Origin of the sequence: Citrobacter sp. Cpo089, from assembly GCF_030332695.1 — a bacterium.
GTDB lineage: Bacteria > Pseudomonadota > Gammaproteobacteria > Enterobacterales > Enterobacteriaceae > Citrobacter > Citrobacter portucalensis.
The window spans coordinates 50,105-71,214 of record NZ_JAOWHJ010000076.1; the positions used below are offsets into that span (position 1 = coordinate 50,105).

27 protein-coding genes and 1 pseudogene are annotated in these 21,110 nt (G+C 51.8%); 21 read left to right on the plus strand and 7 right to left on the minus strand.

The annotated features are described in order from the left end of the window. The first annotated feature begins 10 nt into the window (after positions 1–10). From bet to OGX92_RS22275, 13 genes and pseudogenes are all read left to right on the plus strand, one after another. On the plus strand, positions 11–757 hold the full coding sequence (gene bet / locus OGX92_RS22220; RefSeq protein ID WP_090049366.1) for a phage recombination protein Bet: 747 nt from the start codon (positions 11–13) through the stop codon (positions 755–757). Continuing rightward, a complete protein-coding gene (locus OGX92_RS22225) occupies positions 754–1,377 on the plus strand; it encodes a lambda exonuclease family protein (protein ID WP_286587102.1) in 624 nt (207 codons plus the stop codon). The genes bet and OGX92_RS22225 overlap by 4 nt, the downstream gene beginning before the upstream one ends. Continuing rightward, on the plus strand, positions 1,374–1,835 hold the full coding sequence (locus OGX92_RS22230) for a hypothetical protein (RefSeq protein WP_286587144.1): 462 nt from the start codon (positions 1,374–1,376) through the stop codon (positions 1,833–1,835). Before OGX92_RS22225 ends, OGX92_RS22230 begins: the two co-directional genes overlap by 4 nt. Continuing rightward, positions 1,832–3,139, plus strand: a pseudogene (locus tag OGX92_RS22235) (DNA cytosine methyltransferase); the annotation flags it as partial. The gene OGX92_RS22230 and the pseudogene OGX92_RS22235, both read left to right, overlap by 4 nt. Beyond that, positions 3,125–3,727: a phage N-6-adenine-methyltransferase gene (locus OGX92_RS23520; protein ID WP_353622211.1), complete on the plus strand. Its 603-nt coding sequence runs from the start codon at positions 3,125–3,127 to the stop codon at positions 3,725–3,727. The pseudogene OGX92_RS22235 and the gene OGX92_RS23520, both read left to right, overlap by 15 nt. Then, positions 3,724–3,942 (plus strand): hypothetical protein, encoded by a 219-nt coding sequence (locus OGX92_RS22240; RefSeq protein ID WP_286587104.1) that lies wholly within the window; start codon positions 3,724–3,726, stop codon positions 3,940–3,942. Before OGX92_RS23520 ends, OGX92_RS22240 begins: the two co-directional genes overlap by 4 nt. Next, entirely contained in the window at positions 3,939–4,805 is an 867-nt protein-coding gene (locus OGX92_RS22245; RefSeq protein ID WP_286587105.1) for an MmcB family DNA repair protein, read from the plus strand. Before OGX92_RS22240 ends, OGX92_RS22245 begins: the two co-directional genes overlap by 4 nt. Continuing rightward, positions 4,802–4,993, plus strand: a complete 192-nt coding sequence (locus OGX92_RS22250) for a DUF1382 family protein (RefSeq protein WP_047721594.1) — start codon at positions 4,802–4,804, stop codon at positions 4,991–4,993. The genes OGX92_RS22245 and OGX92_RS22250 overlap by 4 nt, the downstream gene beginning before the upstream one ends. A 91-nt stretch (positions 4,994–5,084) precedes the next feature. Beyond that, on the plus strand, positions 5,085–5,303 hold the full coding sequence (locus OGX92_RS22255; RefSeq protein ID WP_260251657.1) for a TraR/DksA family transcriptional regulator: 219 nt from the start codon (positions 5,085–5,087) through the stop codon (positions 5,301–5,303). Beyond that, complete coding sequence (locus tag OGX92_RS22260; protein WP_253233762.1) at positions 5,303–5,695, plus strand: hypothetical protein; 393 nt, start codon at positions 5,303–5,305, stop codon at positions 5,693–5,695. Before OGX92_RS22255 ends, OGX92_RS22260 begins: the two co-directional genes overlap by 1 nt. Then, entirely contained in the window at positions 5,658–5,897 is a 240-nt protein-coding gene (locus OGX92_RS22265; RefSeq protein WP_260251661.1) for a DUF4222 domain-containing protein, read from the plus strand. Before OGX92_RS22260 ends, OGX92_RS22265 begins: the two co-directional genes overlap by 38 nt. An 8-nt stretch (positions 5,898–5,905) precedes the next feature. Then, positions 5,906–6,136: a hypothetical protein gene (locus OGX92_RS22270; RefSeq protein WP_032608689.1), complete on the plus strand. Its 231-nt coding sequence runs from the start codon at positions 5,906–5,908 to the stop codon at positions 6,134–6,136. Between the two features lie 107 nt (positions 6,137–6,243). Beyond that, the gene (locus tag OGX92_RS22275) at positions 6,244–6,480 is read left to right on the plus strand and encodes a hypothetical protein (protein WP_032936075.1); all 237 of its coding nucleotides are present in this window, start codon (positions 6,244–6,246) and stop codon (positions 6,478–6,480) included. Here OGX92_RS22275 and OGX92_RS22280 read toward each other — a convergent pair. Further along, positions 6,438–7,646, minus strand: a complete 1,209-nt coding sequence (locus tag OGX92_RS22280; protein WP_286587106.1) for a tyrosine-type recombinase/integrase — start codon at positions 7,644–7,646, stop codon at positions 6,438–6,440. The two genes, OGX92_RS22275 and OGX92_RS22280, sit on opposite strands and share 43 nt — an antisense overlap. A 456-nt stretch (positions 7,647–8,102) precedes the next feature. On the opposite strand from OGX92_RS22280, the gene yniD reads away from it, so the two are divergent. Beyond that, positions 8,103–8,210 (plus strand): small membrane protein YniD, encoded by a 108-nt coding sequence (gene yniD, locus OGX92_RS22285; protein ID WP_003030590.1) that lies wholly within the window; start codon positions 8,103–8,105, stop codon positions 8,208–8,210. A gap of 163 nt (positions 8,211–8,373) precedes the next feature. Here the strand turns inward: yniD and OGX92_RS22290 are convergent, their stop codons facing one another. After that, on the minus strand, positions 8,374–9,132 hold the full coding sequence (locus tag OGX92_RS22290) for a DUF481 domain-containing protein (protein WP_003832568.1): 759 nt from the start codon (positions 9,130–9,132) through the stop codon (positions 8,374–8,376). Between the two features lie 287 nt (positions 9,133–9,419). Between OGX92_RS22290 and pfkB the strand changes: the two genes are divergently transcribed. Beyond that, positions 9,420–10,349 (plus strand): 6-phosphofructokinase II, encoded by a 930-nt coding sequence (gene pfkB / locus OGX92_RS22295; RefSeq protein WP_286587107.1) that lies wholly within the window; start codon positions 9,420–9,422, stop codon positions 10,347–10,349. A 268-nt stretch (positions 10,350–10,617) separates the two neighbouring features. Continuing rightward, positions 10,618–11,478, plus strand: a complete 861-nt coding sequence (locus OGX92_RS22300; RefSeq protein ID WP_003030598.1) for a fructosamine kinase family protein — start codon at positions 10,618–10,620, stop codon at positions 11,476–11,478. Positions 11,479–11,542: 64 nt separating this feature from the next. Here the strand turns inward: OGX92_RS22300 and OGX92_RS22305 are convergent, their stop codons facing one another. Next, positions 11,543–12,079: a YniB family protein gene (locus tag OGX92_RS22305; protein ID WP_032934442.1), complete on the minus strand. Its 537-nt coding sequence runs from the start codon at positions 12,077–12,079 to the stop codon at positions 11,543–11,545. A gap of 166 nt (positions 12,080–12,245) precedes the next feature. Here OGX92_RS22305 and hxpB point away from each other — a divergent pair, with 166 nt between their 5' ends. From hxpB to tcyP, 4 genes are all read left to right on the plus strand, one after another. Continuing rightward, a complete protein-coding gene (gene hxpB / locus OGX92_RS22310; RefSeq protein ID WP_003832561.1) occupies positions 12,246–12,914 on the plus strand; it encodes a hexitol phosphatase HxpB in 669 nt (222 codons plus the stop codon). Positions 12,915–13,068: 154 nt separating this feature from the next. Further along, a complete protein-coding gene (gene kduD / locus OGX92_RS22315) occupies positions 13,069–13,830 on the plus strand; it encodes a 2-dehydro-3-deoxy-D-gluconate 5-dehydrogenase KduD (protein WP_286587108.1) in 762 nt (253 codons plus the stop codon). A gap of 83 nt (positions 13,831–13,913) precedes the next feature. Continuing rightward, positions 13,914–14,513 (plus strand): metal-dependent hydrolase, encoded by a 600-nt coding sequence (locus OGX92_RS22320; RefSeq protein WP_122973937.1) that lies wholly within the window; start codon positions 13,914–13,916, stop codon positions 14,511–14,513. 135 nt (positions 14,514–14,648) lie between these two features. Continuing rightward, entirely contained in the window at positions 14,649–16,040 is a 1,392-nt protein-coding gene (gene tcyP, locus OGX92_RS22325) for a cystine/sulfocysteine:cation symporter (protein ID WP_003832558.1), read from the plus strand. Between the two features lie 66 nt (positions 16,041–16,106). Here tcyP and cedA read toward each other — a convergent pair whose 3' ends face one another. Then, positions 16,107–16,370, minus strand: a complete 264-nt coding sequence (gene cedA / locus OGX92_RS22330; protein ID WP_072025560.1) for a cell division activator CedA — start codon at positions 16,368–16,370, stop codon at positions 16,107–16,109. Positions 16,371–16,562: 192 nt separating this feature from the next. Here cedA and katE point away from each other — a divergent pair, with 192 nt between their 5' ends. Further along, on the plus strand, positions 16,563–18,821 hold the full coding sequence (gene katE / locus OGX92_RS22335) for a catalase HPII (RefSeq protein WP_286587109.1): 2,259 nt from the start codon (positions 16,563–16,565) through the stop codon (positions 18,819–18,821). 36 nt (positions 18,822–18,857) lie between these two features. Here the strand turns inward: katE and chbG are convergent, their stop codons facing one another. The 3 genes from chbG to OGX92_RS22350 form a co-directional block, all read right to left on the minus strand. Then, complete coding sequence (gene chbG / locus OGX92_RS22340; protein WP_286587110.1) at positions 18,858–19,616, minus strand: chitin disaccharide deacetylase; 759 nt, start codon at positions 19,614–19,616, stop codon at positions 18,858–18,860. Positions 19,617–19,628: 12 nt separating this feature from the next. Beyond that, positions 19,629–20,984 carry a 6-phospho-beta-glucosidase gene (locus OGX92_RS22345; protein ID WP_032943151.1) on the minus strand — a complete coding sequence of 452 codons (1,356 nt, stop codon included), beginning with the start codon at positions 20,982–20,984 and terminating at the stop codon, positions 19,629–19,631. Positions 20,985–21,047: 63 nt separating this feature from the next. Beyond that, positions 21,048–21,110, minus strand: a 63-nt coding sequence (locus OGX92_RS22350; protein ID WP_071603212.1) for an IS1 family transposase, incomplete at its 5' end; no start/stop codon positions are given.

Genomic DNA, 21,110 nt, shown 5'->3' on the forward strand with positions numbered 1-21,110 from the left:
GGGATTAACAATGAGTACTGCACTTTCCACTATGGCTGGAAAACTGGCCGCACGCCTCGGCATGGATGCCGGTACAGACCTGATGAATACGCTGAAGAATACAGCGTTCAAAGGTGGCAACGTCACGGACGAGCAGTTTACAGCCCTGCTGATCGTCGCCAACCAGTACGGCCTGAATCCATGGACCAAAGAGATTTACGCTTTCCCAGATAAAGGCGGGATCGTGCCGGTGGTTGGTGTTGACGGATGGGCGCGAATTATCAACGAACATCCTCAGTTTGACGGCATGGAATTCTCTTACGACAAAGAGGAAGGCGCGTGTACCTGCAAGATTTACCGCAAGGACCGCAGCCACCCGACAGTCGTCACCGAATATATGGGTGAGTGTAAACGCAACACACAACCCTGGCAGTCCCACCCTACCCGAATGCTTCGCCACAAGACACTGATTCAGTGCGCGCGTCTGGCCTTTGGGTTCGCTGGCATCTTCGACCAGGACGAGGCAGAGCGAGTTATTGAAGGAACAACAGCAGAAGTTCATGCAGGCCATGAATCAGACAGTCGTCGCCCCGAACTGATCGCTAAAGGTGAGTCTGCCGCCCGCCTTGGAACTGTGAAGTACCAGGAGTTTTGGGTGGCGCTGAGCGCTGAAGAGAAGCAGGTGATCGGCGCAGTTGAGAAGCGACGCATGTATGACATGAGTCTTGCTGTCGACAACGCCGAACCTATCAATGCCGCAGAGACGGAGGCTGAATGATGGAACAACGCACACCAGAATGGTTTGCCGCGCGCTGCGGCAAGGTCACAGCCAGTCGACTGGCTGATGTCATGGCTCGCACAAAGTCTGGTTACTCCGCCAGCCGACAGAACTACATGGCTGAGCTGATTTGCCAGCGGCTTACCGGGAAACTGGAGGAAGGATTCTCCAATGCCGCGATGATGCGCGGTACCGAACTGGAGCCAGTGGCGCGTGAGATGTACGCACTGAATGAGTTCGATGCGGAAATCACTGAAGTTGGTCTCATCGATCACCCAACCATCCCCGGATTCGCCGCCAGCCCGGACGGACTTGTTAACGACGACGGGCTTATCGAAATCAAATGCCCCAACACCTGGACCCATCTTGAAACTCTGAAAACTGGCGAGCCAAAGCGCCAGTACATGCTGCAAATGCATGCACAGATGATGTGCACCGGACGGAAATGGTGTGATTTCGTTAGTTTCGATGATCGCCTGCCGCCTGACCTCGCCTATTTCAAGAAGCGAATTCACCTCGATGAAGTCTTGGCGCGCGAAATCGAATCTGAAGTTAAGAGCTTCCTTGCAGATCTGGAATCGGAGATTCAGAAAATCAGGTTGCATGGTAAAGCGGCATGAACAACTCACCATGGCAACCCTGGGAAAACCTATTCCTGCATGAAGTAGGTGGAACAATGCCGATATCGGTAATTGCTGAAAAGCTTGAGCGCACGGAACGCGCCATAACAACTAAGGCATCACGAATCGGCGCACCGCTTATCAGCAGGATGACCGGGAGACGCTGGACTAAAGCCGAATTATTCCTTCTCAGCCGTTTCACACCTGAAGAAGTCGCCGCAGCAACCGGGCGCTCCATTTACTCCATACGCAGCAAATTACAGTCTCTGACCAGAGCATCAGGAGGAAAAGTCATGCCTGAATGGACAGCAGAAGAAATTGCATACCTGTGGCGCCACACAAACGCAGAAGTCGCAGAGATGACCGGCCGCAGCATTGAAGAGGTCGGAGATAAGCGGCTGCAAACCAATATTGAGCGAAATGGCTGGGATGTTAACGATCCGGAGCGTGCGTCATGAAATACGGAAGTGTGTGCAGCGGCATTGAAGCTGCCAGTAAAGCGTGGGAACCTCTCGGCTGGAAACCTGCCTGGTTCTCTGAAATCGAACCCTTCCCCTCAGCAGTCCTCGCCCATCACTGGCCGGAAGTAACCAACCTCGGAGATATGACCAAAATAGCCGATGCAGTGCGCGCTGGTGAAGTTGAAGCGCCTGATGTTCTGGTTGGCGGTACACCTTGCCAGGCATTCAGTATCGCCGGCTTACGTGAAGGCCTGTCTGACGACCGCGGGCAATTAACTCTTTCTTACGTGGAATTAGCCAATGCAATCGACACAAAGCGCCGCGAACGCGGTGAACCAGAATCAATCATCGTCTGGGAAAACGTCCCCGGCGTGCTCAGCAGCAAAGACAATGCCTTCGGGTGCTTTCTGGCAGGACTTGCCGGAGAAAGCAGTGAGTTGCAGCCAGCAGGGGGAAAATGGACGCACGCAGGTTGTGTGTCTGGACCAGAAAGGTTTATTGCCTGGCGCGTCCTTGATGCTCAATTTTTCGGAGTGGCCCAACGACGCCGCCGTGTGTTCGTTGTCGCAAGTGCTCGAAAAGGATTCGATCCCGCAGCGGTACTTTTTGAGCTCGACAGCATGCGCCGGGATTCTGCGCCGCGCCGAGAATCGCAACCGGAAATTGCCAGAAATGCTGGAGAACGCTCTAAAGTCGGTAGTCACTGGGATAACCCAGCAAACCCTCACCCAACCCTGAATCAGTCCAACAATATTGGCGGAATCGGTGCCAGTAATCAGGAATTATTCAGCCAGCGAGGTAGCGGAATTATTTCAATGGCTCATGGTCAGGCTGGAGCAGAGATAAAAACCGATAATTCTGCACCAACACTCACATGCAACCATGAGGCCCCAATCATGGCCTATGGATTTAAAGGCGGGCAAGGAGCAAAAGCGGGTGGAATTGACTTTGCAGAAGAACAAGCTCCGACTTTAACCAGCGCCAGCAGCGGTACTAATTTAGCACCTACTATTTGTATTCAGCACGCTTCTATTGGCCGTCACGATGCCGCTGGTCCGCAGGGGAAAGGTTATCAGGAAGACGTGGCTTTCACTCAGGATTCGCGCTCATCCGCTGACGTCGTTCAATACGGTATGCAGGTCCGCCGCCTTACTCCAGTCGAATGCGAGCGCCTTCAGGGATTCCCTGACGATCACACCTTGATTGCGTGGCGTGGCAAAGACGCAGCTGAATGCCCGGATGGCCCGCGCTATAAAGCGATCGGCAACTCTATGGCTGTGCCGGTAATGCGCTGGATTGGTGAGCGTATAGCTTCTGCTCTGCCAGCCGAGAAGCTGAATAGTGATTATGGCGGTAGTAAAACACCGCTTGACCAGCGCGACCTCTGGCGCACACCACCAACCCTCTTCGCTTCCCTTAATGCTGAGTTCTGCTTTCAGTTGGATGCCGCTGCGGCGCCGCATAACGCGCTGTGCAGGAAGTTCATCACCGCCGAGCAGAACACGCTGGAAACGCCCTGGGCTGATTACCTGAGCATTCCCGGCTACGTCTGGCTGAACCCGCCATACAGCGATATCACGCCCTTCGTTAAGAAGGCTGCCGTCGAGAGCTCCAATCAGATCGGCACGGTCATGCTGGTACCGGCAGACACTTCGGTTGGCTGGTTCAAAGAGGCTATCCAGACCGCCAGCGAGGTTCGCTTCATCACCGCGGGAAGGCTGGCATTTATCAACCCGGTCACCGGTAAGCCGGTATCGGGAAATAACAAAGGCTCGATGCTCATCATCTGGCATCCGTACCCGCGTACACACTGCCACTTCGCAACTGTGGACCGGGACGAGTTGATGGCTTTCGGTGCGAAACTTCTCGCCCGCCGGGAGGCTGCATGACGCCAGAAACTGACAACGCCGTCCGCGCCGCCTGCCGCCGCTGCACCGAAGAAATCCAGCAGGCCATGCGCAAGAAGCCAAAGCCTAACTGGAACGAAACGGTGCCTCCCATCATCAAAAAACATCACAAGAAAATTGAAGCTCTGGGAGTTAGCCTCCTGGAGTTCGTCGTCAAAACTGGCCGCCTTAACGGGCGGTTTGGAGCCGAACAATGACAACAAAAAAATGGGGTCATAACGAGCTTGCTCATGACCTTGCAGAGCATTTGCGCCAGAACACAGCGCGCATCTGCTGGGAGGACATGCAGCTAGGGCCCGCCGGTACGTGTCGACCTGATGTCTACTCTATTGCTCACAGCTACAGCAAGTTCTGCCCTGTCGTCTATGAGGTCAAAGTCAGCGTAAGTGATTTCCGGGCTGACGTTACAGCAGGCAAATACACCAAATACTTCAACTACGCAGGCGGCGTTGTTTTTGCTGTTCCCGAAGGCATGCTCAAGAGAAGCGACATTCCAGATGGTTGTGGCTTGATGATCCGGAAGGAATCTGGATGGCATACCCTCAAGGGGCCTACCATGCGCCAGATTGATACCCTTCCTCGCGATGCCTGGATGAAGCTGCTTATGGACGGCATGACCCGGCAGGCAGAGAGAACCCAAATAAAAAGCCGCGTAATCAACACCTACCTCAGCGACCAAAAACTAATGAAGCGACATGGCAACGAAATCGCCGATCTTGTTTGCCGAGCACATCGATCAAAGGAGCGCCTTGAGCAGCACATTAGGGATAACGATGAAAGGCTGAAGAACCTGCGCCAAGAAAGTGAAGAGGAGTTGCAACGCCGACGTAAGCGCCTGGAGGAATCTGAGGAAAGGTTAACCGACGCTCAGCAAGATCTGGCGAAAGCGCTTGGCCTCGACCCGAATGTCCCTATCTATGTACTGACAAGGACGCTATGGGAAGCAACGCGCCGACTGACAGAGGATGAAGAGGTAAAGAGGTTGCGAGGAATATTGTCCAACCTTGAGCGAACGCTGAATGACGGTCTGAAACAATTACCCGGGGAGAACGCCGCATGAACAAAGCCTCGCCCGTTGATTTGAGGAAAAGCCTCGAAATTGCCAACCACCTGGCGCACATCGGGATTCGCTTCGTGCCGATTCCTGTGGCGACCGAGGAAGAATTCCAGACGCTGGCCGCCGAGCTTTCACTACGGCTTGAGCAGATGGCAGTCGAAGCCGAGAAGAATGAAGGCGGTGCAGCATGAAGGCACTAATCACCGGGTCGCTAAAGCGGCCTTTTTTATTGCTGGCGTTCACATTCAACCGAATTAACCGACAGTTCCGGGAGCATTGAGCATGGCCGACATCATCGATACAGCAGCAGAGATTGAAGAGCTTCAGCGTAACGCTGCCCTTTCCGCCCACCGAGTAAACCGCAACGCTGTATCAGCTGAGCGTTGTGAAGAATGCGGCGAGGATATCCCAGAGCTGCGGCGCGCTGCCGTACCCGGCTGTCAGACGTGCGCCAGTTGCCAGGCTGACCTGGAGCTTATACGTAAGCAAAGGGGGTTGTGATGTGTGATATGCCTGCAGTCTTTGGTCAGGAGCAGCGAAAGGCCCGGAAAGAGCATAAGTGCTGCGAGTGTGGATCCATAGTTAAGCCTGGCGAGCATTACACGTATTCGCACGGCGTCTGGGATGGAAGCGGACAGAGTTTCAAGCAATGCCTCGACTGTGCAGAGGTATCGAGCGCCGCAGCCGCATTTGTCGATGATCCGGAAGATGGCCCTGCATTTACCGGTTTGCGTGAATGGTTCATGGGTTATTCATGTCGCGAGTTTAACGGTGACGAGCTGGTTAAAAGTTTCTCCACCGAACTGAATGTAGACGAAAACAAAATACGCAAAGTGTTGCGAATGGTGCCTGTCAATGTTCCAGCTAATTCAACGGGGTCAGATTTACGCTGACCATTCAGGTTGGCCCGTCATCATACACAGCTGCACATCACAGATAGTCCGCTACTGGCGACAGGGCCGGATAAACACCGCTTCAATCGTACGATTCAACAATGATTTTGAGCACCTTGATCACCGTGAGGCTGCGCAGATACGCGCCGAACTGGAGACGAGCGAGCACATTAAATCGCTGCGTGCCCAGCGCGCAGCCTAAGGAGAACTATGAGCACCATTCAGGACATCCGAAACCAGCTATCAACCCTGGTCACCGAGGCGCACAAAGTGGCGTGTTCCCTCGATATTGGTGATGAGCGAACCGAGGCTTTCGAGCTATATGAAGCGCTTCGTCGACTTCAGCGCCAGGGTGCCGCCGGAGAGATTCTCTCAGCAACTAACCCACTTCTCGCCTCGCCATATTACGACGAGGACTGGGACGAAGATGAAGACGACTGACGCAACTGATAGCCAGTTATGAGCTGGCTATTGGGTGCGAATGCACTGCCACGTTATCCCACATTTGCCCTCCATTGCGAGGGCATTCTTTTTGCCTGGAGAAAAGCATGCAAACAACAATCAGCATTCAGCCGGTTCTGGTTAACCGTGAGCGCGTTCAGGAGATGCTTGGTGGTATCTCCAGAACCACGTTCTATCGTAAGCGCAAACAGTGGGAAGAATCTGGCACCCCATTCCCGCAGGAAGTGGAAGAAATCCACCCGCCGAAAGGTGGTGCTCTATTCCGCTATGTAGAAGTTATTCAGTTCTGTAAAGATAAAGGACTGTTGGCCGCACACGCCTGAATCTTCTCAGCCCACAATTCCGCGGCCGCCTGCTGCTCGGGGATGTAATCATACTGGTCATAAACAGCCAGCATCCCCGTTAGCTTATGCCCGAGTATCTTCTCTGATACGTGAGGCGCAACACCAAGCTCAGCCATCTTTGTTTTGCACGTTCTGCGCAGGTCGTGCAGAGACCAGTGCTCCCCACCCATAACCTCTTCCACCTGACCCGCGATGGAAATCAATGTACTGGCTGACATAGGCCTGTCCACCTGTAGCTTTGCAGGTGGAAACACGATTGTCTGATCGGGGTACACATCAAAAACCTTCTGCAGATAATCGGCTGCCAGTTGAGAAATCCCTCGCACAAAGCGCTTACGCGTTTTCGAGTTCTCTTTCGGTATAACCCATTCCCTCGCCTTCAGATCAAAGTCACCCTTCCTTGCTAATCTCAATTCAACGCCGCGGCAGCCGGTAAGCGCTACAATGCGGATCAGCATTTTGTTTTGCCATGACATCTTGGTTTTATCGATAGCATTCCAGAACGCGCCTATCTCATCATCATTAAGGAATCTCTCCCCGTCGTCCGGGCGGCTACCGACATCATTAATTTCGAGTAACATTAGCGAATTTGAAGTTATGCGTTTTCGGCGCAGCGCATAGCGGATCACCTGCTTCATCTTCACCAGAACGTTTCCGGCCTGAACCGGAGAACCACCTTTCGTTATGCGCAGGAATATCTGCTCCCATTCAACGGGACTCATCTCATCTGCTATCAGTCGCCCATAATGGTCTGTAACGTGAAGCTTCAGCATCCGCTTCCAGTATTCGTACTTCACCATCTCTTTCACTGATGGTGTTTCAAGCCACTCATCAACGAGGGTGCTTATGCTTGGTGAACTGGATACGATGTCTCTGGCTTTCTTCCGCTGCATTGCCGGGTCACGCCCCTCTTCCAGCCAGCCCTTGCATTCCTCCATCGCGTTACGGGCTTCTTTGATCGACATCTTGCCGTAGGTACCAAGTTTTAGCCGGGCCGGTTTCCCGTTGAAGCGATAGCGGTACTGAAAGGTGATTAGTCCCTTTGGGCTGATCCTGGCAGAAAGTCCACCGCCGTCGGCTATCTCCTCTGGTCCATCATATGGCTTGCCAGCTATACGCCTGAGCTTGGTATCGTTGAGAGGCATGCTTGTCCCTGTTCAGCTTTGTCGGAATTGGTACACGATTTGGTACACAGATTCTACGACACGAACGCGGACAAGATGAACTAAATTGAAACGGGTAAATTGAATAAAGTTAGGAGTGGTGCGGAATTGATGAAACAGGTAGGAACAGACAGGAATGAGGTGAAATTCTGGATGGTACTTACACGTAAGATCACATACAAAGATTCAATATTTAAAATTATCAAAAAGGTGTGGGCTGATTCCCGCTTCACTCTGCGAAATATGTCACTGATCGCCTTAAAGACCACACTGGACCTACACCCGCTTTTTGATAACACCGTTTAACAGTGTACACGGCATTACGGGTCGATCAAAGCAACAATCAACGTGCGCTCTATGATGTAAATCAATTCACTGACACCCAACCGTCTTTGTTACACTTGCACAAAGTCATCTAACCTGAGCAGGAAAAAAACAATGCCCACAAATCGCTTTGCGAAGAAACACTGGAAGATGGTTGTGATTCTGCTCGTTATTTGTGCGGCCATGTTGATGCTGCGCTGGGCTGCGATGATCTGGGGCTAAATGACGCTCACCCACTGTTCCGGTTTCGTTTATTTATCGATTAATCGAATTTATCTGAAAATAGCGTGTTATGGCCAGGTAAAAAATAAAACGCAAATTAAATATTAAATAACCTTAACTTTAATAGATAAAAACCGGGCCAATTATTTGACCCGATTTGTCATTACATCCGGTAGCCGAGTGAAACAGTAGTACGACGATCGGTATGCTCCGGCGCTGTTGCCGGCGGTTCAGAGTTCCAGGTCACGTTGTAAGCCACCTTTAACCCAAAGTGTTCGTTGATGGCAACGTTGAGGGCTGTTTCAGAGTTGAGTGTGGTATCGTCAGCGCCGAATACCGACACACCCTGAGTAAACTTGGTGTTGTCCGTCATCTGCCATGCATAGGCCCCGGACGCATAGCCCAACGGCTGCGTTTCGGTGGTGCCATCCGTGTGCTCGTCATAGCGCACGCCAGGACCGAATTCGAAACGGAAGCTGTGCACAGGTCCGTTGAGGAACTGGCGACCATAACCCGCGGTCAGCACGTCACGCTCGCGGTAGCCGTTGTAGCGGTCGGTCAACCAGCTTGCCTGTCCAAAGAGATAGTCATAGTCGGTCATGTTGTAACGACTACGGCCACCTACGGCATATTTCTCCGATGAACGCTCATCATTTGAGGAGGTATTGCTGGCATTTCCCCACAGAGACCATGCGGTCGTTTGGCCGTACCAGGTCATGGTGGTATCTGCGGTTAAAGAAGAACTTTTCGTGTTGCCTGACTGCGCGAGATATCCCGCGTTCAGGTTACCTTCAAAGGGTTTTTTCGCGCTGGAAGGGTCATCCATGACAGTAAAAACGGAATCATCGGCTACAGCATGCATTGACGCAAGCAGGCCTCCCGTCAGCAGTAATGCTGCGGGCACTGTCTTCAAAAGCTTCATTTATTAAGAGTCCGTACAACAAAAAAAGAGACCATTACGGTCTCGGAAACTTTCATATGGATCAATGACAAAAGACCCCTGAAAGGTAACAAATTATAAAAAGACTCGAATAACATAGCAATAAATTCTTATTTCATTTTTTGAATAAGAGCGTTCCTAAACCTTTATTTTATTTATATATCTTTATGACGATAATTTTAAATAAAGATATGAAAAATCATGTTGTTAATTACTTCACTTTCGGGAGGTTAAGTGCCAGACTGAGTTCAGCCTAACAGGAGGTAAAGATGGTACGTATCTATACGTTAACACTTGCGCCCTCTCTCGATAGCGCAACAATCACCCCGCAAATTTACCCGGAAGGTAAGCTTCGTTGTACCTCGCCGGTTTTTGAACCCGGCGGCGGCGGTATCAACGTCGCTCGCGCAATTGCCCATCTTGGCGGAACCGCAACGGCGATTTTCCCCGCGGGGGGTGCAACCGGAGAGCATCTTGTTGCATTGCTCGCCGACGAAAATGTTCCCGTATCTACCGTCGAAGCCAAAGACTGGACCCGACAAAATCTTCATGTCCACGTGGAGTCCAGCGGTGAACAATATCGTTTTGTCATGCCAGGCGCTGCGCTGACCGATGACGAGTTCTACCAACTTCAGGATCAGGTGCTGGAAATTGAGTCTGGTGCGCTGCTGGTCATCAGCGGCAGTTTGCCGCCCGGCGTACAGCTTGAGAAATTGACCCGACTCATTACCACCGCACAAAAACAGGGGATCCGCTGTATTGTCGACAGTTCAGGCGAAGCACTGACGGCGGCGTTAGCCATCGGCAATATCGAACTGGTCAAACCCAACCTCAAAGAACTGAGTGCGCTGGTTAACCGCGAACTGACACAGCCCGATGATGTGCGCAAAGCCGCACAGGAAATCGTGCAAAGCGGAAAAGCGCGCCGCGTTGTGGTCTCGCTTGGGCCGCAAGGGGCGCTGGGCGTAGATCGCGATACCTGCGTTCAGGTGGTTCCGCCACCGGTGAAAAGTCAAAGTACCGTAGGTGCAGGCGACAGTATGGTCGGGGCCATGACGCTTAAACTGGCAGAGAACGCGCCTTTTGAGGATATTGTCCGTTACGGTGTTGCCGCGGGCAGCGCAGCAACGCTGAATCAGGGTACTCGTCTGTGCGCTTTGGACGATACGCAAAAAATATATGCATACCTTGCGCAGTAATGGCACCGTCCCCCTTTTAACAGAAGGGGGATGTTCCGGTAAAACTGTCGGCATGGGGGTTATACGTCTATGCTAAAAAATCACGTGATTACAAAGAAGTGAATCATGTGCAGTCAGGTGTCTCCACAACGGTGCGAGGTGAAGAAGAACGACAAACATTAAGTGCCTTTCCAGCGATGACGCGTCCGTGGTGTGCGTCAGTTCGTGTTTTTTAACCGCATTCTTGCGCTAACCTTATGATCTGGCAGACAACATGGGGAGAGACATCATGTGGCAGGCTATCAGTCGTCTTTTAAGCGAGCAATTAGGTGAAGGCGAAATCGAACTGCGTAATGAACTGCCCGGCGGAGAGATCCACGCCGCATGGCATTTACGCTATGCGGGGCGAGATTTTTTCGTCAAATGCGATGAAAGAGAGCTGTTAACCGGCTTTACGGCAGAAGCCGATCAGCTGGAGCTACTTTCCCGCAGTCAAACTGTATCGGTACCGAAAGTCTGGGCAGTAGGCGCAGACAGAGATTACAGCTTTCTGGTGATGGATTTCCTCCCTCCCCGTCCGCTTGATGCACATAACGCATTTATCCTCGGTCAACAGCTTGCGCATTTGCACGAATGGAGCGACCAGCCTCAGTTTGGTCTCGACTTCGATAACGCGCTCTCTACCACGCCGCAGCCAAATACCTGGCAACGTCGCTGGTCAACCTTTTTCGCCGAGCAGCGTATAGGCTGGCAGCTAGAACTCGCCGCTGAAAAAGGCATAGCGTTTGGCAATATTGACGCTATCGTCGAACATGTCCAGCAACGTCTCTCTTCTCATCAGCCGCAGCCGTCTCTCCTGCACGGTGATTTGTGGTCCGGGAACTGCGCCCTCGGTCCTAACGGTCCGTACATCTTTGACCCTGCCTGCTACTGGGGGGACAGAGAGTGTGATCTGGCAATGCTGCCGTTACATACCGATCAGCCGCCGCAAATTTATGACGGTTACCAGTCTGTCTCGCCACTGCCGCTGGACTTTCTCGACAGGCAGCCAATCTACCAGCTCTATACGCTGCTGAATCGGGCAATTCTGTTCGGGGGACAGCATTTGGTTGTGGCGCAGAAAGCGCTGGATAGATTACTGGCGGCTTAACGACGTACCGCGTTGCTTATCAGGCCTGCCGTTTCGCAACGTGGCAGGCCCGATAGAGCGGCACTTACAAAAAGCCCAGCAATGAGAAGAAGAAGTAGCCGATCACGATAACGATCACCGGCAGAATATAAAGCGGGAAAATTTGTAAGAAGATCGTATGGTGCGGTACCACAATTCGCGATTCAAGTTGCTCGCGGGATACCCCTTCACTCCCCTTTGCCTGTTCCAGAATTAGCTGATCCTCAACGCCTTCGCGCAAGAAACGCGCCTGGCGGCTCATTCTGGCGCCTGAGTCCTGCAACGCCAGGCCGATAAAAATCAGGATGAATATCAGCCAAAAAACGAGATTCAGTCCACTTTGAAAATCAGGCGTTGGTGAGTTATACCAGAACACGTTAAGAAAAGGTGTGTTCACCCGCATCATGTCGATCATCACATGAGCAAAATCGAGCATGACCGCGTTAATCCCTTCCTGCTTTTCGCTGTGCGCGTACATAAACTTCAGTACTGAAACCAGCGTTGAAATCAGCGCGGGAATGAAAACCACCCATCCCACCAGCCTTTTCAAGATGGCAATGCGTCCAGCTTGTTGATACGTCATGAGTTCCCCTTGATTAAGACGTGTCATTTTGGCCTAAGTTTACCCGTTGATTACCGTTTTCGCCTGATCTTTAAAGGCGGTATACTGCTGAATTAGCCGTAATGAACGCTCAGACTCCGTCCAGGCTGGCTCTAATCCCTTTTATCACCGTAAAGGAGAGGTTGTAATGTCAACCCCGCGTCAAATTCTTGCTGCAATTTTCGATATGGATGGGTTACTGGTCGATTCTGAACCGCTTTGGGATCAGGCTGAACTGGATGTGATAGCAAGTTTAGGCGTTGATATCTCCCGCCGCCATGAACTTCCCGATACCCTTGGCTTACGCATCGACATGGTGGTTGATTTGTGGTTTGCGCAGCAACCCTGGAACGGCCCCTCACGTCAGGAAGTCACCGAGCGTATCATTACCCGGGCCATTGCGTTGGTTGAAGAGACAAAACCGCTGCTGCCAGGCGTTCGTGAAGCTGTAGCACTGTGCAAATCTCAGGGAATCAAAGTAGGACTGGCATCCGCTTCTCCGCTGCATATGCTGGAAAAAGTGCTGACCATGTTTGATCTGCGCGATGACTTCGACGCACTGGCTTCTGCAGAAAAACTGCCTTACAGCAAACCGCACCCACAGGTTTACCTCGATTGTGCGGCAAAACTGGGCATTGACCCGTTAAACTGCGTAGCACTGGAAGACTCAGTGAACGGCATGATTGCCTCGAAAGCTGCTCGTATGCGTTCCATCGTCGTACCAGCGCATGAGAATCAGGACGATCCTCGCTTCGTGCTTGCCGACGTCAAACTAACCTCGCTCACCGAACTCACAGCCGCTCATCTGCGCGGCTAATCCTGTAACGGGCAATGATCGTATTGCCCGTCTTTTCATTTTTCATCCTTGCATTTTTTAAAACGCCGTTTCATTTTAAATTGTATTTCTGTTTAACCTCTCCTATCCTTGCCCTATAGCGCAAGCGTTAATGACATAAATAGTTGAGGTAAACATGATTCAGGAAGCTTTTCGTCTCGAAGGTAAAGTCGCCATCGTCACTGGATGTGACACCGGCCTCGGGCAGGGTATGGCAGTGGCGCTGGCTGAAGCGGGCTGCGATGTAGTCGGCGTGAATCGTAAAATACCGCATGAAACCGCAGAGAAAATTAACGCCCTCGGTCGACGCTTTATGGCCATTCAGGCCGACCTCAGTCAACAAGATGCTCTCACCAGCATCGTGACACAAACGGTGTCGGCGTTTGGCCGGGTCGATATTCTGGTCAACAATGCAGGAACTATACGCCGTCAGGATGCGCTGGACTTCAGTGAAAAAGATTGGGATGACGTGATGAATCTGAATCTCAAATCCGTTTTCTTTCTGTCGCAGGCTGTGGCGCGTCAGTTTCTGGTTCAGGGCAATGGCGGAAAAATCATTAACATTGCATCGATGCTCTCTTTTCAGGGCGGTATCCGTGTACCTTCCTATACCGCATCAAAAAGCGGTGTTCTGGGCATCACCCGCCTGCTCGCCAATGAATGGGCGGCCAAGGGAATTAATGTCAACGCCATCGCGCCCGGCTATATGGCGACCAACAACACCCAGCAACTGCGCGCGGACAGCGAGCGCAATCAGGAGATTATCGATCGTATTCCCGCAGGACGCTGGGGCACGCCAAATGACCTGAAAGGCCCGGTCGTTTTCCTTGCAAGTCCCGCCTCTGACTATATTCATGGCTATACGCTGGCCGTGGATGGCGGTTGGTTGGCACGCTAAACCCGCACTTGTGACATAGGGTTACAACGTCACCTCTTCCGCCTACTGTATAAAACCCCTATACTGTATGAATTGACAGTTTATTGGGTTTTATCATGACGGCGGAAGGCCACCTTCTTTTTTCTATTGCCTGTGCGGTATTTGCCAAGAATGCCGAACTAACGCCCGTTCTTGCGCAGGGTGACTGGTGGCATATTGTTCCTTCAGCCATTTTAACGTGCCTGCTGCCGGATATCGATCATCCCAAATCTCTGCTGGGACAGCGTCTGAAGTGGATATCAAAACCCATTGCCCGGGCATTTGGTCATCGCGGGTTTACACATAGCCTGCTGGCGGTTTTTGCCCTGCTGGCCACGTTCTACCTGAAAGTCCCGGATACCTGGATAATACCGGCCGATGCCTTACAAGGTATGGTACTCGGCTATCTTAGTCACATTCTGGCCGACATGCTGACCCCAGCAGGCGTTCCCCTGCTTTGGCCCTGCCGCTGGCGTTTTCGTCTGCCTATCCTCGTGCCGCAAAAAGGCAACCAGCTGGAGCGGTTTCTGTGCATGGCACTGTTCGCATGGGCAATCTGGATGCCGCAAACCATACAAGAGAACAGCGCGGTACGCTGGTCTTCGCAGATGATTAATACGCTACAAATGCAGTTTAATCGTTTCATAACGCATCAGATTGACTAATAAATCAGCCAAAAAGTCATTTTAGGTATAAACAATTCCATTTGAATATAAGAGGCAAGTCACAGTTCTGCTAATCTTGCGCCAACAGAATCACCTTTAAACGGTGATACGTATAATAAGATCAGGAGAACGGGGATGAACTTTCCATTAATCGCGAACATTATCGTGTTCGTAGTGCTGCTGTTCGTGCTGGCGCAAGCCCGTCACAAGCAGTGGAGTCTGGCCAAAAAAGTACTGGTCGGTCTGGTCATGGGTGTCGTGTTCGGCCTTGCCCTGCACACCATTTATGGCTCCGACAGCCAGGTTCTTAAAGATTCCGTACAGTGGTTCAACATTGTCGGCAACGGTTATGTCCAACTGCTGCAGATGATTGTTATGCCGCTGGTATTTGCGTCTATTCTCAGCGCCGTTGCACGTCTGCATAACGCCTCTCAGTTAGGTAAAATCAGCTTCCTGACCATCGGAACGCTGCTGTTTACCACGCTGATTGCCGCGCTGGTAGGGGTTCTGGTGACCAACCTGTTCGGCCTGACCGCCGAAGGTCTGGTGCAAGGTGGTGCCGAAACCGCACGTCTGAACGCGATTGAAACCAACTATGTTGGCAAAGTGGCTGACCTCAGCGTTCCGCAACTGGTGCTGTCGTTTATTCCGAAAAACCCGTTTGCCGATCTGACTGGCGCCAACCCGACGTCGATTATCAGCGTGGTTATCTTCGCCGCATTCCTCGGTGTAGCCGCACTGAAACTGCTGAAAGATGATGCACCAAAAGGCGAGCGCGTTCTGGTCGCTATCGATACCCTGCAAAGCTGGGTGATGAAACTGGTTCGTCTGGTGATGCAGTTGACGCCGTACGGTGTTCTGGCGCTGATGACCAAAGTGGTTGCAGGTTCCAACCTGCAGGACATCATCAAGCTGGGTAGCTTCGTCGTGGCCTCTTATCTCGGTCTGGGCATTATGTTCGTGGTTCACGGGATCCTGCTGGGTATTAACGGCGTTAGCCCGCTGAAATACTTCCGCAAGGTATGGCCAGTGCTGACTTTCGCCTTCACCAGCCGCTCCAGCGCAGCCTCAATTCCGCTGAACGTTGAAGCGCAGACCCGTCGTCTGGGCGTGCCTGAATCCATCGCCTCATTTGCCGCCTCGTTTGGTGCCACGATTGGTCAGAACGGTTGTGCGGGCCTGTACCCGGCAATGCTGGCAGTAATGGTTGCACCGACCGTCGGTATCAACCCACTGGACCCAATGTGGATTGCCACGCTGGTTGGTATCGTGACCGTGAGCTCCGCAGGGGTTGCGGGTGTGGGTGGCGGTGCAACATTTGCCGCGCTGATCGTCCTGCCCGCTATGGGTCTGCCGGTCACGCTGGTTGCGCTGCTGATCTCCGTTGAGCCGCTGATCGATATGGGTCGTACCGCGCTGAACGTAAGCGGTTCCATGACTGCCGGTACGCTGACCAGCCAATGGCTCAAGCAGACTGATAAAACGATTCTGGACAGCGACGATAACGCCGAACTGGCGCATCGCTAAGTCTGTCAGCTAAAAAAAAACAAAAAACCGCCGGAGTGTCATGCTCCGGCGGTTTTTTTATATCCATTAATCGCTTAGTTCATTTTCCTGGCGAACCTGATTAGCCCAGCGTTGCGCTGATTCCGGGACCGTAAATGCAGGCGAACGTTGAAACGCCTCCCCCATTAAGACAAAAGCGACATATTTTCCGCGCAGTATCCATACGTCACGAAACGCATCCATTTTAACCGCATGCTCTGGTGGCGCGGGCTCCACGCGGGGAACATAGCTGATAACCGGACGATTTTGTTGGCGAAGAGGTTTCATAATCAGTTGCTTCACTAAAGACAAATTCTAAAAATCAGAAAACCGCTATCTTAGCCGATTTTGCCGCCTTGCGTCCTGCCTTGCGTGCGCTGTTTGCCTGGTTCATCGCGCTTTACGTCATCGGCCTGTACCTGCGCCGCTGAGTGAGTGGTCTATAGTTAAAGCTTTTGACAACAACAACGACCCTTTCAGCAATGAAACCAGGAGACGAGTTTAATGTCACAGAATGATAAGCATCCACTCCATCACTCAGCGCCGATTCATGATGCCAGCGAATCCCAGCCAGGACTTGACTCACTGGCACCCACAGACGGTTCACATCGGTCAACACCTGAACCCACACCGCCAGGTATGCAGCCCACTACGTCCGGCAGTTTAAAAGCGCCAGATATCAAAAGTGACAAACTCAATGCACTGGACAGTTTTCGTAAAGGAAGCGAAGATTTTGCTCTGACAACTAATCAGGGTGTGCGAATCGCAGACGATCAAAACTCTCTGCGCGCAGGTAATCGCGGGCCAACCCTGCTGGAAGACTTTATCCTGCGGGAAAAGATTACCCATTTTGATCATGAACGCATCCCGGAGCGGATTGTACATGCCCGAGGTTCTGCCGCTCATGGTTACTTTCAGTCCTATGCCAACCTGAGTGCGACGACGAAAGCGGACTTTCTAAGTGATGGAAATAAAATCACCCCGGTTTTTGTCCGATTCTCTACCGTTCAGGGCGGCGCAGGCTCTGCGGATACGGTCAGGGATATACGGGGATTTGCGACCAAGTTTTACACTGAAGAGGGCATTTTCGACCTGGTGGGAAACAATACTCCCATCTTCTTTATTCAGGATGCCCATAAATTCCCGGATTTCGTCCATGCGGTTAAACCGGAGCCGCATTGGGCTATCCCGCAGGGCCAAAGCGCCCATGACACCTTCTGGGATTATGTCTCATTACAGCCTGAAACGTTGCACAACGTCATATGGGCAATGTCCGATCGGGCTATTCCGCGCAGCTATCGCACGATGGAAGGCTTCGGTATTCACACATTTCGGTTGATTAATGCGCAAGGGAAAGCCACCTTTGTCCGTTTCCACTGGAAACCGCTGGCAGGCAAAGCCTCGCTGGTATGGGATGAAGCGCAAAAACTTACCGGTCGGGATCCTGACTTTCATCGCCGCGATCTGTGGGAGGCTATCGAAGCCGGCGATTATCCGGAATATGAACTGGGACTACAGCTGATTCCCGAAGAAGATGAATTTAAGTTCGATTTTGACCTGCTCGACCCGACCAAGCTGATCCCGGAAGAGCTGGTTCCGGTGCAACGCGTCGGTAAAATGGTGCTGAACCGCAATCCTGATAATTTCTTCGCCGAAAATGAACAAGTCGCTTTTCATCCCGGACATATCGTCCCTGGCATCGATTTTACTAACGATCCCCTGCTGCAGGGTCGCTTGTTCTCCTATACCGATACCCAAATCAGTCGCCTGGGCGGGCCCAATTTCCATGAAATCCCGATTAATCGCCCGACCTGTCCGTACCATAATTTCCAGCGTGACGGCATGCATCGAATGGACATCGATACCAATCCAGCCAACTATGAACCGAATTCCATCAATGATAACTGGCCGCGTGAAACGCCGCCGGGGCCAAAACGCGGTGGATTTGAGTCGTATCAGGAACGGATTGAAGGAAACAAAATCCGCGAACGTAGCCCCTCTTTTGGCGAATACTATGCGCACCCTCGCCTGTTCTGGCTAAGTCAGACGCCAATTGAACAGCAGCATATTATCGGCGGATTCAGTTTCGAACTCAGTAAGGTTACGCGCCCCTATATTCGGGAAAGAGTGGTCGAACAGTTAGCTCATATTGATACTGCCCTCGCAGAGGCGGTTGCCGATAATCTCGGTTTTAAGCTAACCAAGGAACAGGCCAGCATTGCGCCACCGCCCAACGTTAACGGTTTGAAAAATGCACCGTCACTCAGTTTATATGCAGGTGCGCAAGGTGAGATTAAGGGCCGCATGGTCGCCATCCTACTTAATGACCAGGTGAAATCGAGCGACCTGCTCGCCATCATGCAAGCCCTACAGGCCAAAGGTGTTCATGCCAAATTGCTCTATTCCCGAATGGGTAAGGTAGTTGCCGATGATGGATCTGCCCTGACGATCGCCGGTACTTTTGCGGGTTCGCCATCCCTGACGGTCGATGCGGTTATCGTTCCATGCGGTAATCTCGCGGACATCATTAAGAACGGTGATGCCCGATATTATTTACTCGAAGCGTATAAGCACTTAAAACCTATCGCCCTGGCCGGCGATGCTCGTCAGTTTAAAGCAACGTTGAATATCAAAAATGAAGGAGAAGAAGGTGTGGTGGAAGCGGACAGTGCAGACGCACAGTTTATGGATACCCTGTTGACGCTGATGACCGCACACCGCGTCTGGCCACGTGCCGGAAAAATAGAAACGATTCCCGCCTAAAAAAATGCGGCGCATTAAGCGCCGCAAACTCAGGAATTACACGTTCAGAAAACTGCCAAGACGATAACCGCGCTCCGCAATTGCATATTTCAGTGACGAAGACGTCAGCACGTCGAGCTCAGTTAAGCGGGGGTAACAGTAGGCACTTTGACGAATAATGTCATCGATAAAGGCCGGATGACACATCACTTCCAGCGAAGACTCTCCCCGGTCGACTGACGCATCCAGCGTCTGTAAAAACAGAGCCTCGGAAATCGCTTCTCCGTAAAACTCGCTGCTGAATCCCTGGGAGGTACGTAACGTTTCCGGAAAATCAGACGCCTGAAACACGCTCTGACGATCGATACGCAATGCAATCCCCTTCTGGGCAGCAAACCCGGCTACGATAGGGAAAATTTGCGGGAACATATGCACATGGTGATGGCTATCCAGATGCGTCGGCTCCCGCCCGAACAGGTCAATAAAACGCTGATACTGCGCGGCCAGTTCCTGAGAAATTTCATCCAGCGGCAAAGTATCCTCCTCTGCCATCTGCCAGATCCATTTCCCCAGTAATCCGTCACGGGTAAGGCCCGGCATTGCCGTCAACGGCCTACCCAGCGTCAGAACAAAATGCATCCCGACGGCAAGTGCAGGTATGTCGCGACTCAGCTGTACCGCATGGTCAATCGCCGCACCGTTAACCAGTGCTGTTGTCGAGGTGACAACGCCATTACGACAGGCTTCAACAATGCCGTAGTTTTGTCCTTTACTCAGGCCAAAATCATCCGCATTCACAATCAGTATGCGTTCCATAGCCGACCTCAGTTAGTGTTGTTCGCTTTTGAGTTTCTCAATGCACCCGGCGAAGTTTGGCAACCATTTTTCATGCGCCAGGATTAGCTCACGCGCCAGAATCTCGGCATCGCTGTCAGAATGAACCAGCGGACTCAGGTTTAACGCCAGCAGCACATCATTCAGCTCGCCGCTCAATGCCGCATTGCTCGCCGCAACCTCAAAGCCTTTAATGGTGTAGATAAGGCCAAGCACTTTCTCGTCAAAATGGGTAATACGTGGGTGCGGCGTAGCACCGTTACGTCCCAGCGTGCAGGTCATCTCAACCGCCCAGTCCGCAGGAATGTTATCAACGTGTCCATGATGTGGAATGTTGACGTAGTGCTCGGTCTGTTTGTCGTTGTAGATGGCGTTGATCACTTCACAGGCCGCATCGGAGTAATACGCACCACCGCGCTGCTCCAGCTCTTTCGGCTTAACGTTTAACTCAGGATTTTTGTAGAGGTCAAACAATTGTTTTTCTACTTTTTGTACTACCTGGGCACGTGCGCCGCCCTTATAGTACTCGCCCATTTCGATCGCCAGCATCTCTTTTGGCTTGAAGTAGTACAGCAAATACGAGCACGGCAGCAGCTTCAGCGAACGAATCAACCCTTCGCTGAACGGCAGGTCGAAAATGTTCTTCACGGTGGAAGCTTTCAGTTGTCCAGAAGCCACGCCGTCCAGCAGTTCATCAAAGCGCGATGTACCGTTCACCAGCACGTCTTTAATAAAGACCATGTGGTTCAGACCGAACAGATCGATGGATAAGTCATCACTCTCTTTCAGCGCCAACACATCGCTAATAAACATTTTCATGCCGACAGGAATATTACACACACCGATGAATTTCTTGAAATTCGTGTGACGATAGACCGCTTCAGTCACCATCCCTGCCGGGTTAGTAAAGTTAATCACCCAGGCATTCGGGCACAGTTCTTCCACATCTTTAATAATATCAAAGATAACCGGAATGGTACGCAGACCTTTGAACAGCCCACCCGCACCGTTGGTTTCCTGTCCCAGATAACCGTGGCTCAGCGGAATGCGTTCATCCTTTTCGCGGGCTTTCAGTTGCCCTACGCGCAGTTGGGTGGTAACGAAATCAGCATCTTTCAGTGCTTCACGGCGGTCCAGCGTTTTAAACAACTTCATCGGTACGCCGGCTTTGTCGATCATGCGCTGGCAAAGGTCAAAAATAATGTCCAGCTTCTCTTTTCCACCGTCGACATCAACCAGCCACAACTCAGAAACCGGTAATTCATGATAACGCTTAATAAAGCCTTCAAGTAATTCAGGGGTGTAGCTGCTCCCGCCACCGATAGTGACGACTTTTAATTTCTGGCTCATACTTTCTCCCTTCAGTGTAAAAACACTGACGTGTATTATGCTCAACCCGGTAATGACTCCAACTTATTGATAGTGTTTTATGTTCAGATAATGCCCGATGACTTTGTCATGCAGCTCCACCGATTT

What these genes read in the sequence shown, in the direction of transcription:
- bet (WP_090049366.1), top strand. Translation starts at nt 11, where the DNA reads ATGAGTACTGCACTTTCCACTATGGCTGGAAAACTGGCCGCACGCCTC.
- OGX92_RS22225 (WP_286587102.1), top strand. Translation starts at nt 754, where the DNA reads ATGATGGAACAACGCACACCAGAATGGTTTGCCGCGCGCTGCGGCAAG.
- OGX92_RS22230 (WP_286587144.1), top strand. Translation starts at nt 1,374, where the DNA reads ATGAACAACTCACCATGGCAACCCTGGGAAAACCTATTCCTGCATGAA.
- OGX92_RS23520 (WP_353622211.1), top strand. Translation starts at nt 3,125, where the DNA reads ATGCGCTGGATTGGTGAGCGTATAGCTTCTGCTCTGCCAGCCGAGAAG.
- OGX92_RS22240 (WP_286587104.1), top strand. Translation starts at nt 3,724, where the DNA reads ATGACGCCAGAAACTGACAACGCCGTCCGCGCCGCCTGCCGCCGCTGC.
- OGX92_RS22245 (WP_286587105.1), top strand. Translation starts at nt 3,939, where the DNA reads ATGACAACAAAAAAATGGGGTCATAACGAGCTTGCTCATGACCTTGCA.
- OGX92_RS22250 (WP_047721594.1), top strand. Translation starts at nt 4,802, where the DNA reads ATGAACAAAGCCTCGCCCGTTGATTTGAGGAAAAGCCTCGAAATTGCC.
- OGX92_RS22255 (WP_260251657.1), top strand. Translation starts at nt 5,085, where the DNA reads ATGGCCGACATCATCGATACAGCAGCAGAGATTGAAGAGCTTCAGCGT.
- OGX92_RS22260 (WP_253233762.1), top strand. Translation starts at nt 5,303, where the DNA reads ATGTGTGATATGCCTGCAGTCTTTGGTCAGGAGCAGCGAAAGGCCCGG.
- OGX92_RS22265 (WP_260251661.1), top strand. Translation starts at nt 5,658, where the DNA reads ATGTTCCAGCTAATTCAACGGGGTCAGATTTACGCTGACCATTCAGGT.
- OGX92_RS22270 (WP_032608689.1), top strand. Translation starts at nt 5,906, where the DNA reads ATGAGCACCATTCAGGACATCCGAAACCAGCTATCAACCCTGGTCACC.
- OGX92_RS22275 (WP_032936075.1), top strand. Translation starts at nt 6,244, where the DNA reads ATGCAAACAACAATCAGCATTCAGCCGGTTCTGGTTAACCGTGAGCGC.
- OGX92_RS22280 (WP_286587106.1), bottom strand. Translation starts at nt 7,646, where the DNA reads ATGCCTCTCAACGATACCAAGCTCAGGCGTATAGCTGGCAAGCCATAT.
- yniD (WP_003030590.1), top strand. Translation starts at nt 8,103, where the DNA reads ATGCCCACAAATCGCTTTGCGAAGAAACACTGGAAGATGGTTGTGATT.
- OGX92_RS22290 (WP_003832568.1), bottom strand. Translation starts at nt 9,132, where the DNA reads ATGAAGCTTTTGAAGACAGTGCCCGCAGCATTACTGCTGACGGGAGGC.
- pfkB (WP_286587107.1), top strand. Translation starts at nt 9,420, where the DNA reads ATGGTACGTATCTATACGTTAACACTTGCGCCCTCTCTCGATAGCGCA.
- OGX92_RS22300 (WP_003030598.1), top strand. Translation starts at nt 10,618, where the DNA reads ATGTGGCAGGCTATCAGTCGTCTTTTAAGCGAGCAATTAGGTGAAGGC.
- OGX92_RS22305 (WP_032934442.1), bottom strand. Translation starts at nt 12,079, where the DNA reads ATGACGTATCAACAAGCTGGACGCATTGCCATCTTGAAAAGGCTGGTG.
- hxpB (WP_003832561.1), top strand. Translation starts at nt 12,246, where the DNA reads ATGTCAACCCCGCGTCAAATTCTTGCTGCAATTTTCGATATGGATGGG.
- kduD (WP_286587108.1), top strand. Translation starts at nt 13,069, where the DNA reads ATGATTCAGGAAGCTTTTCGTCTCGAAGGTAAAGTCGCCATCGTCACT.
- tcyP (WP_003832558.1), top strand. Translation starts at nt 14,649, where the DNA reads ATGAACTTTCCATTAATCGCGAACATTATCGTGTTCGTAGTGCTGCTG.
- katE (WP_286587109.1), top strand. Translation starts at nt 16,563, where the DNA reads ATGTCACAGAATGATAAGCATCCACTCCATCACTCAGCGCCGATTCAT.
- chbG (WP_286587110.1), bottom strand. Translation starts at nt 19,616, where the DNA reads ATGGAACGCATACTGATTGTGAATGCGGATGATTTTGGCCTGAGTAAA.
- OGX92_RS22345 (WP_032943151.1), bottom strand. Translation starts at nt 20,984, where the DNA reads ATGAGCCAGAAATTAAAAGTCGTCACTATCGGTGGCGGGAGCAGCTAC.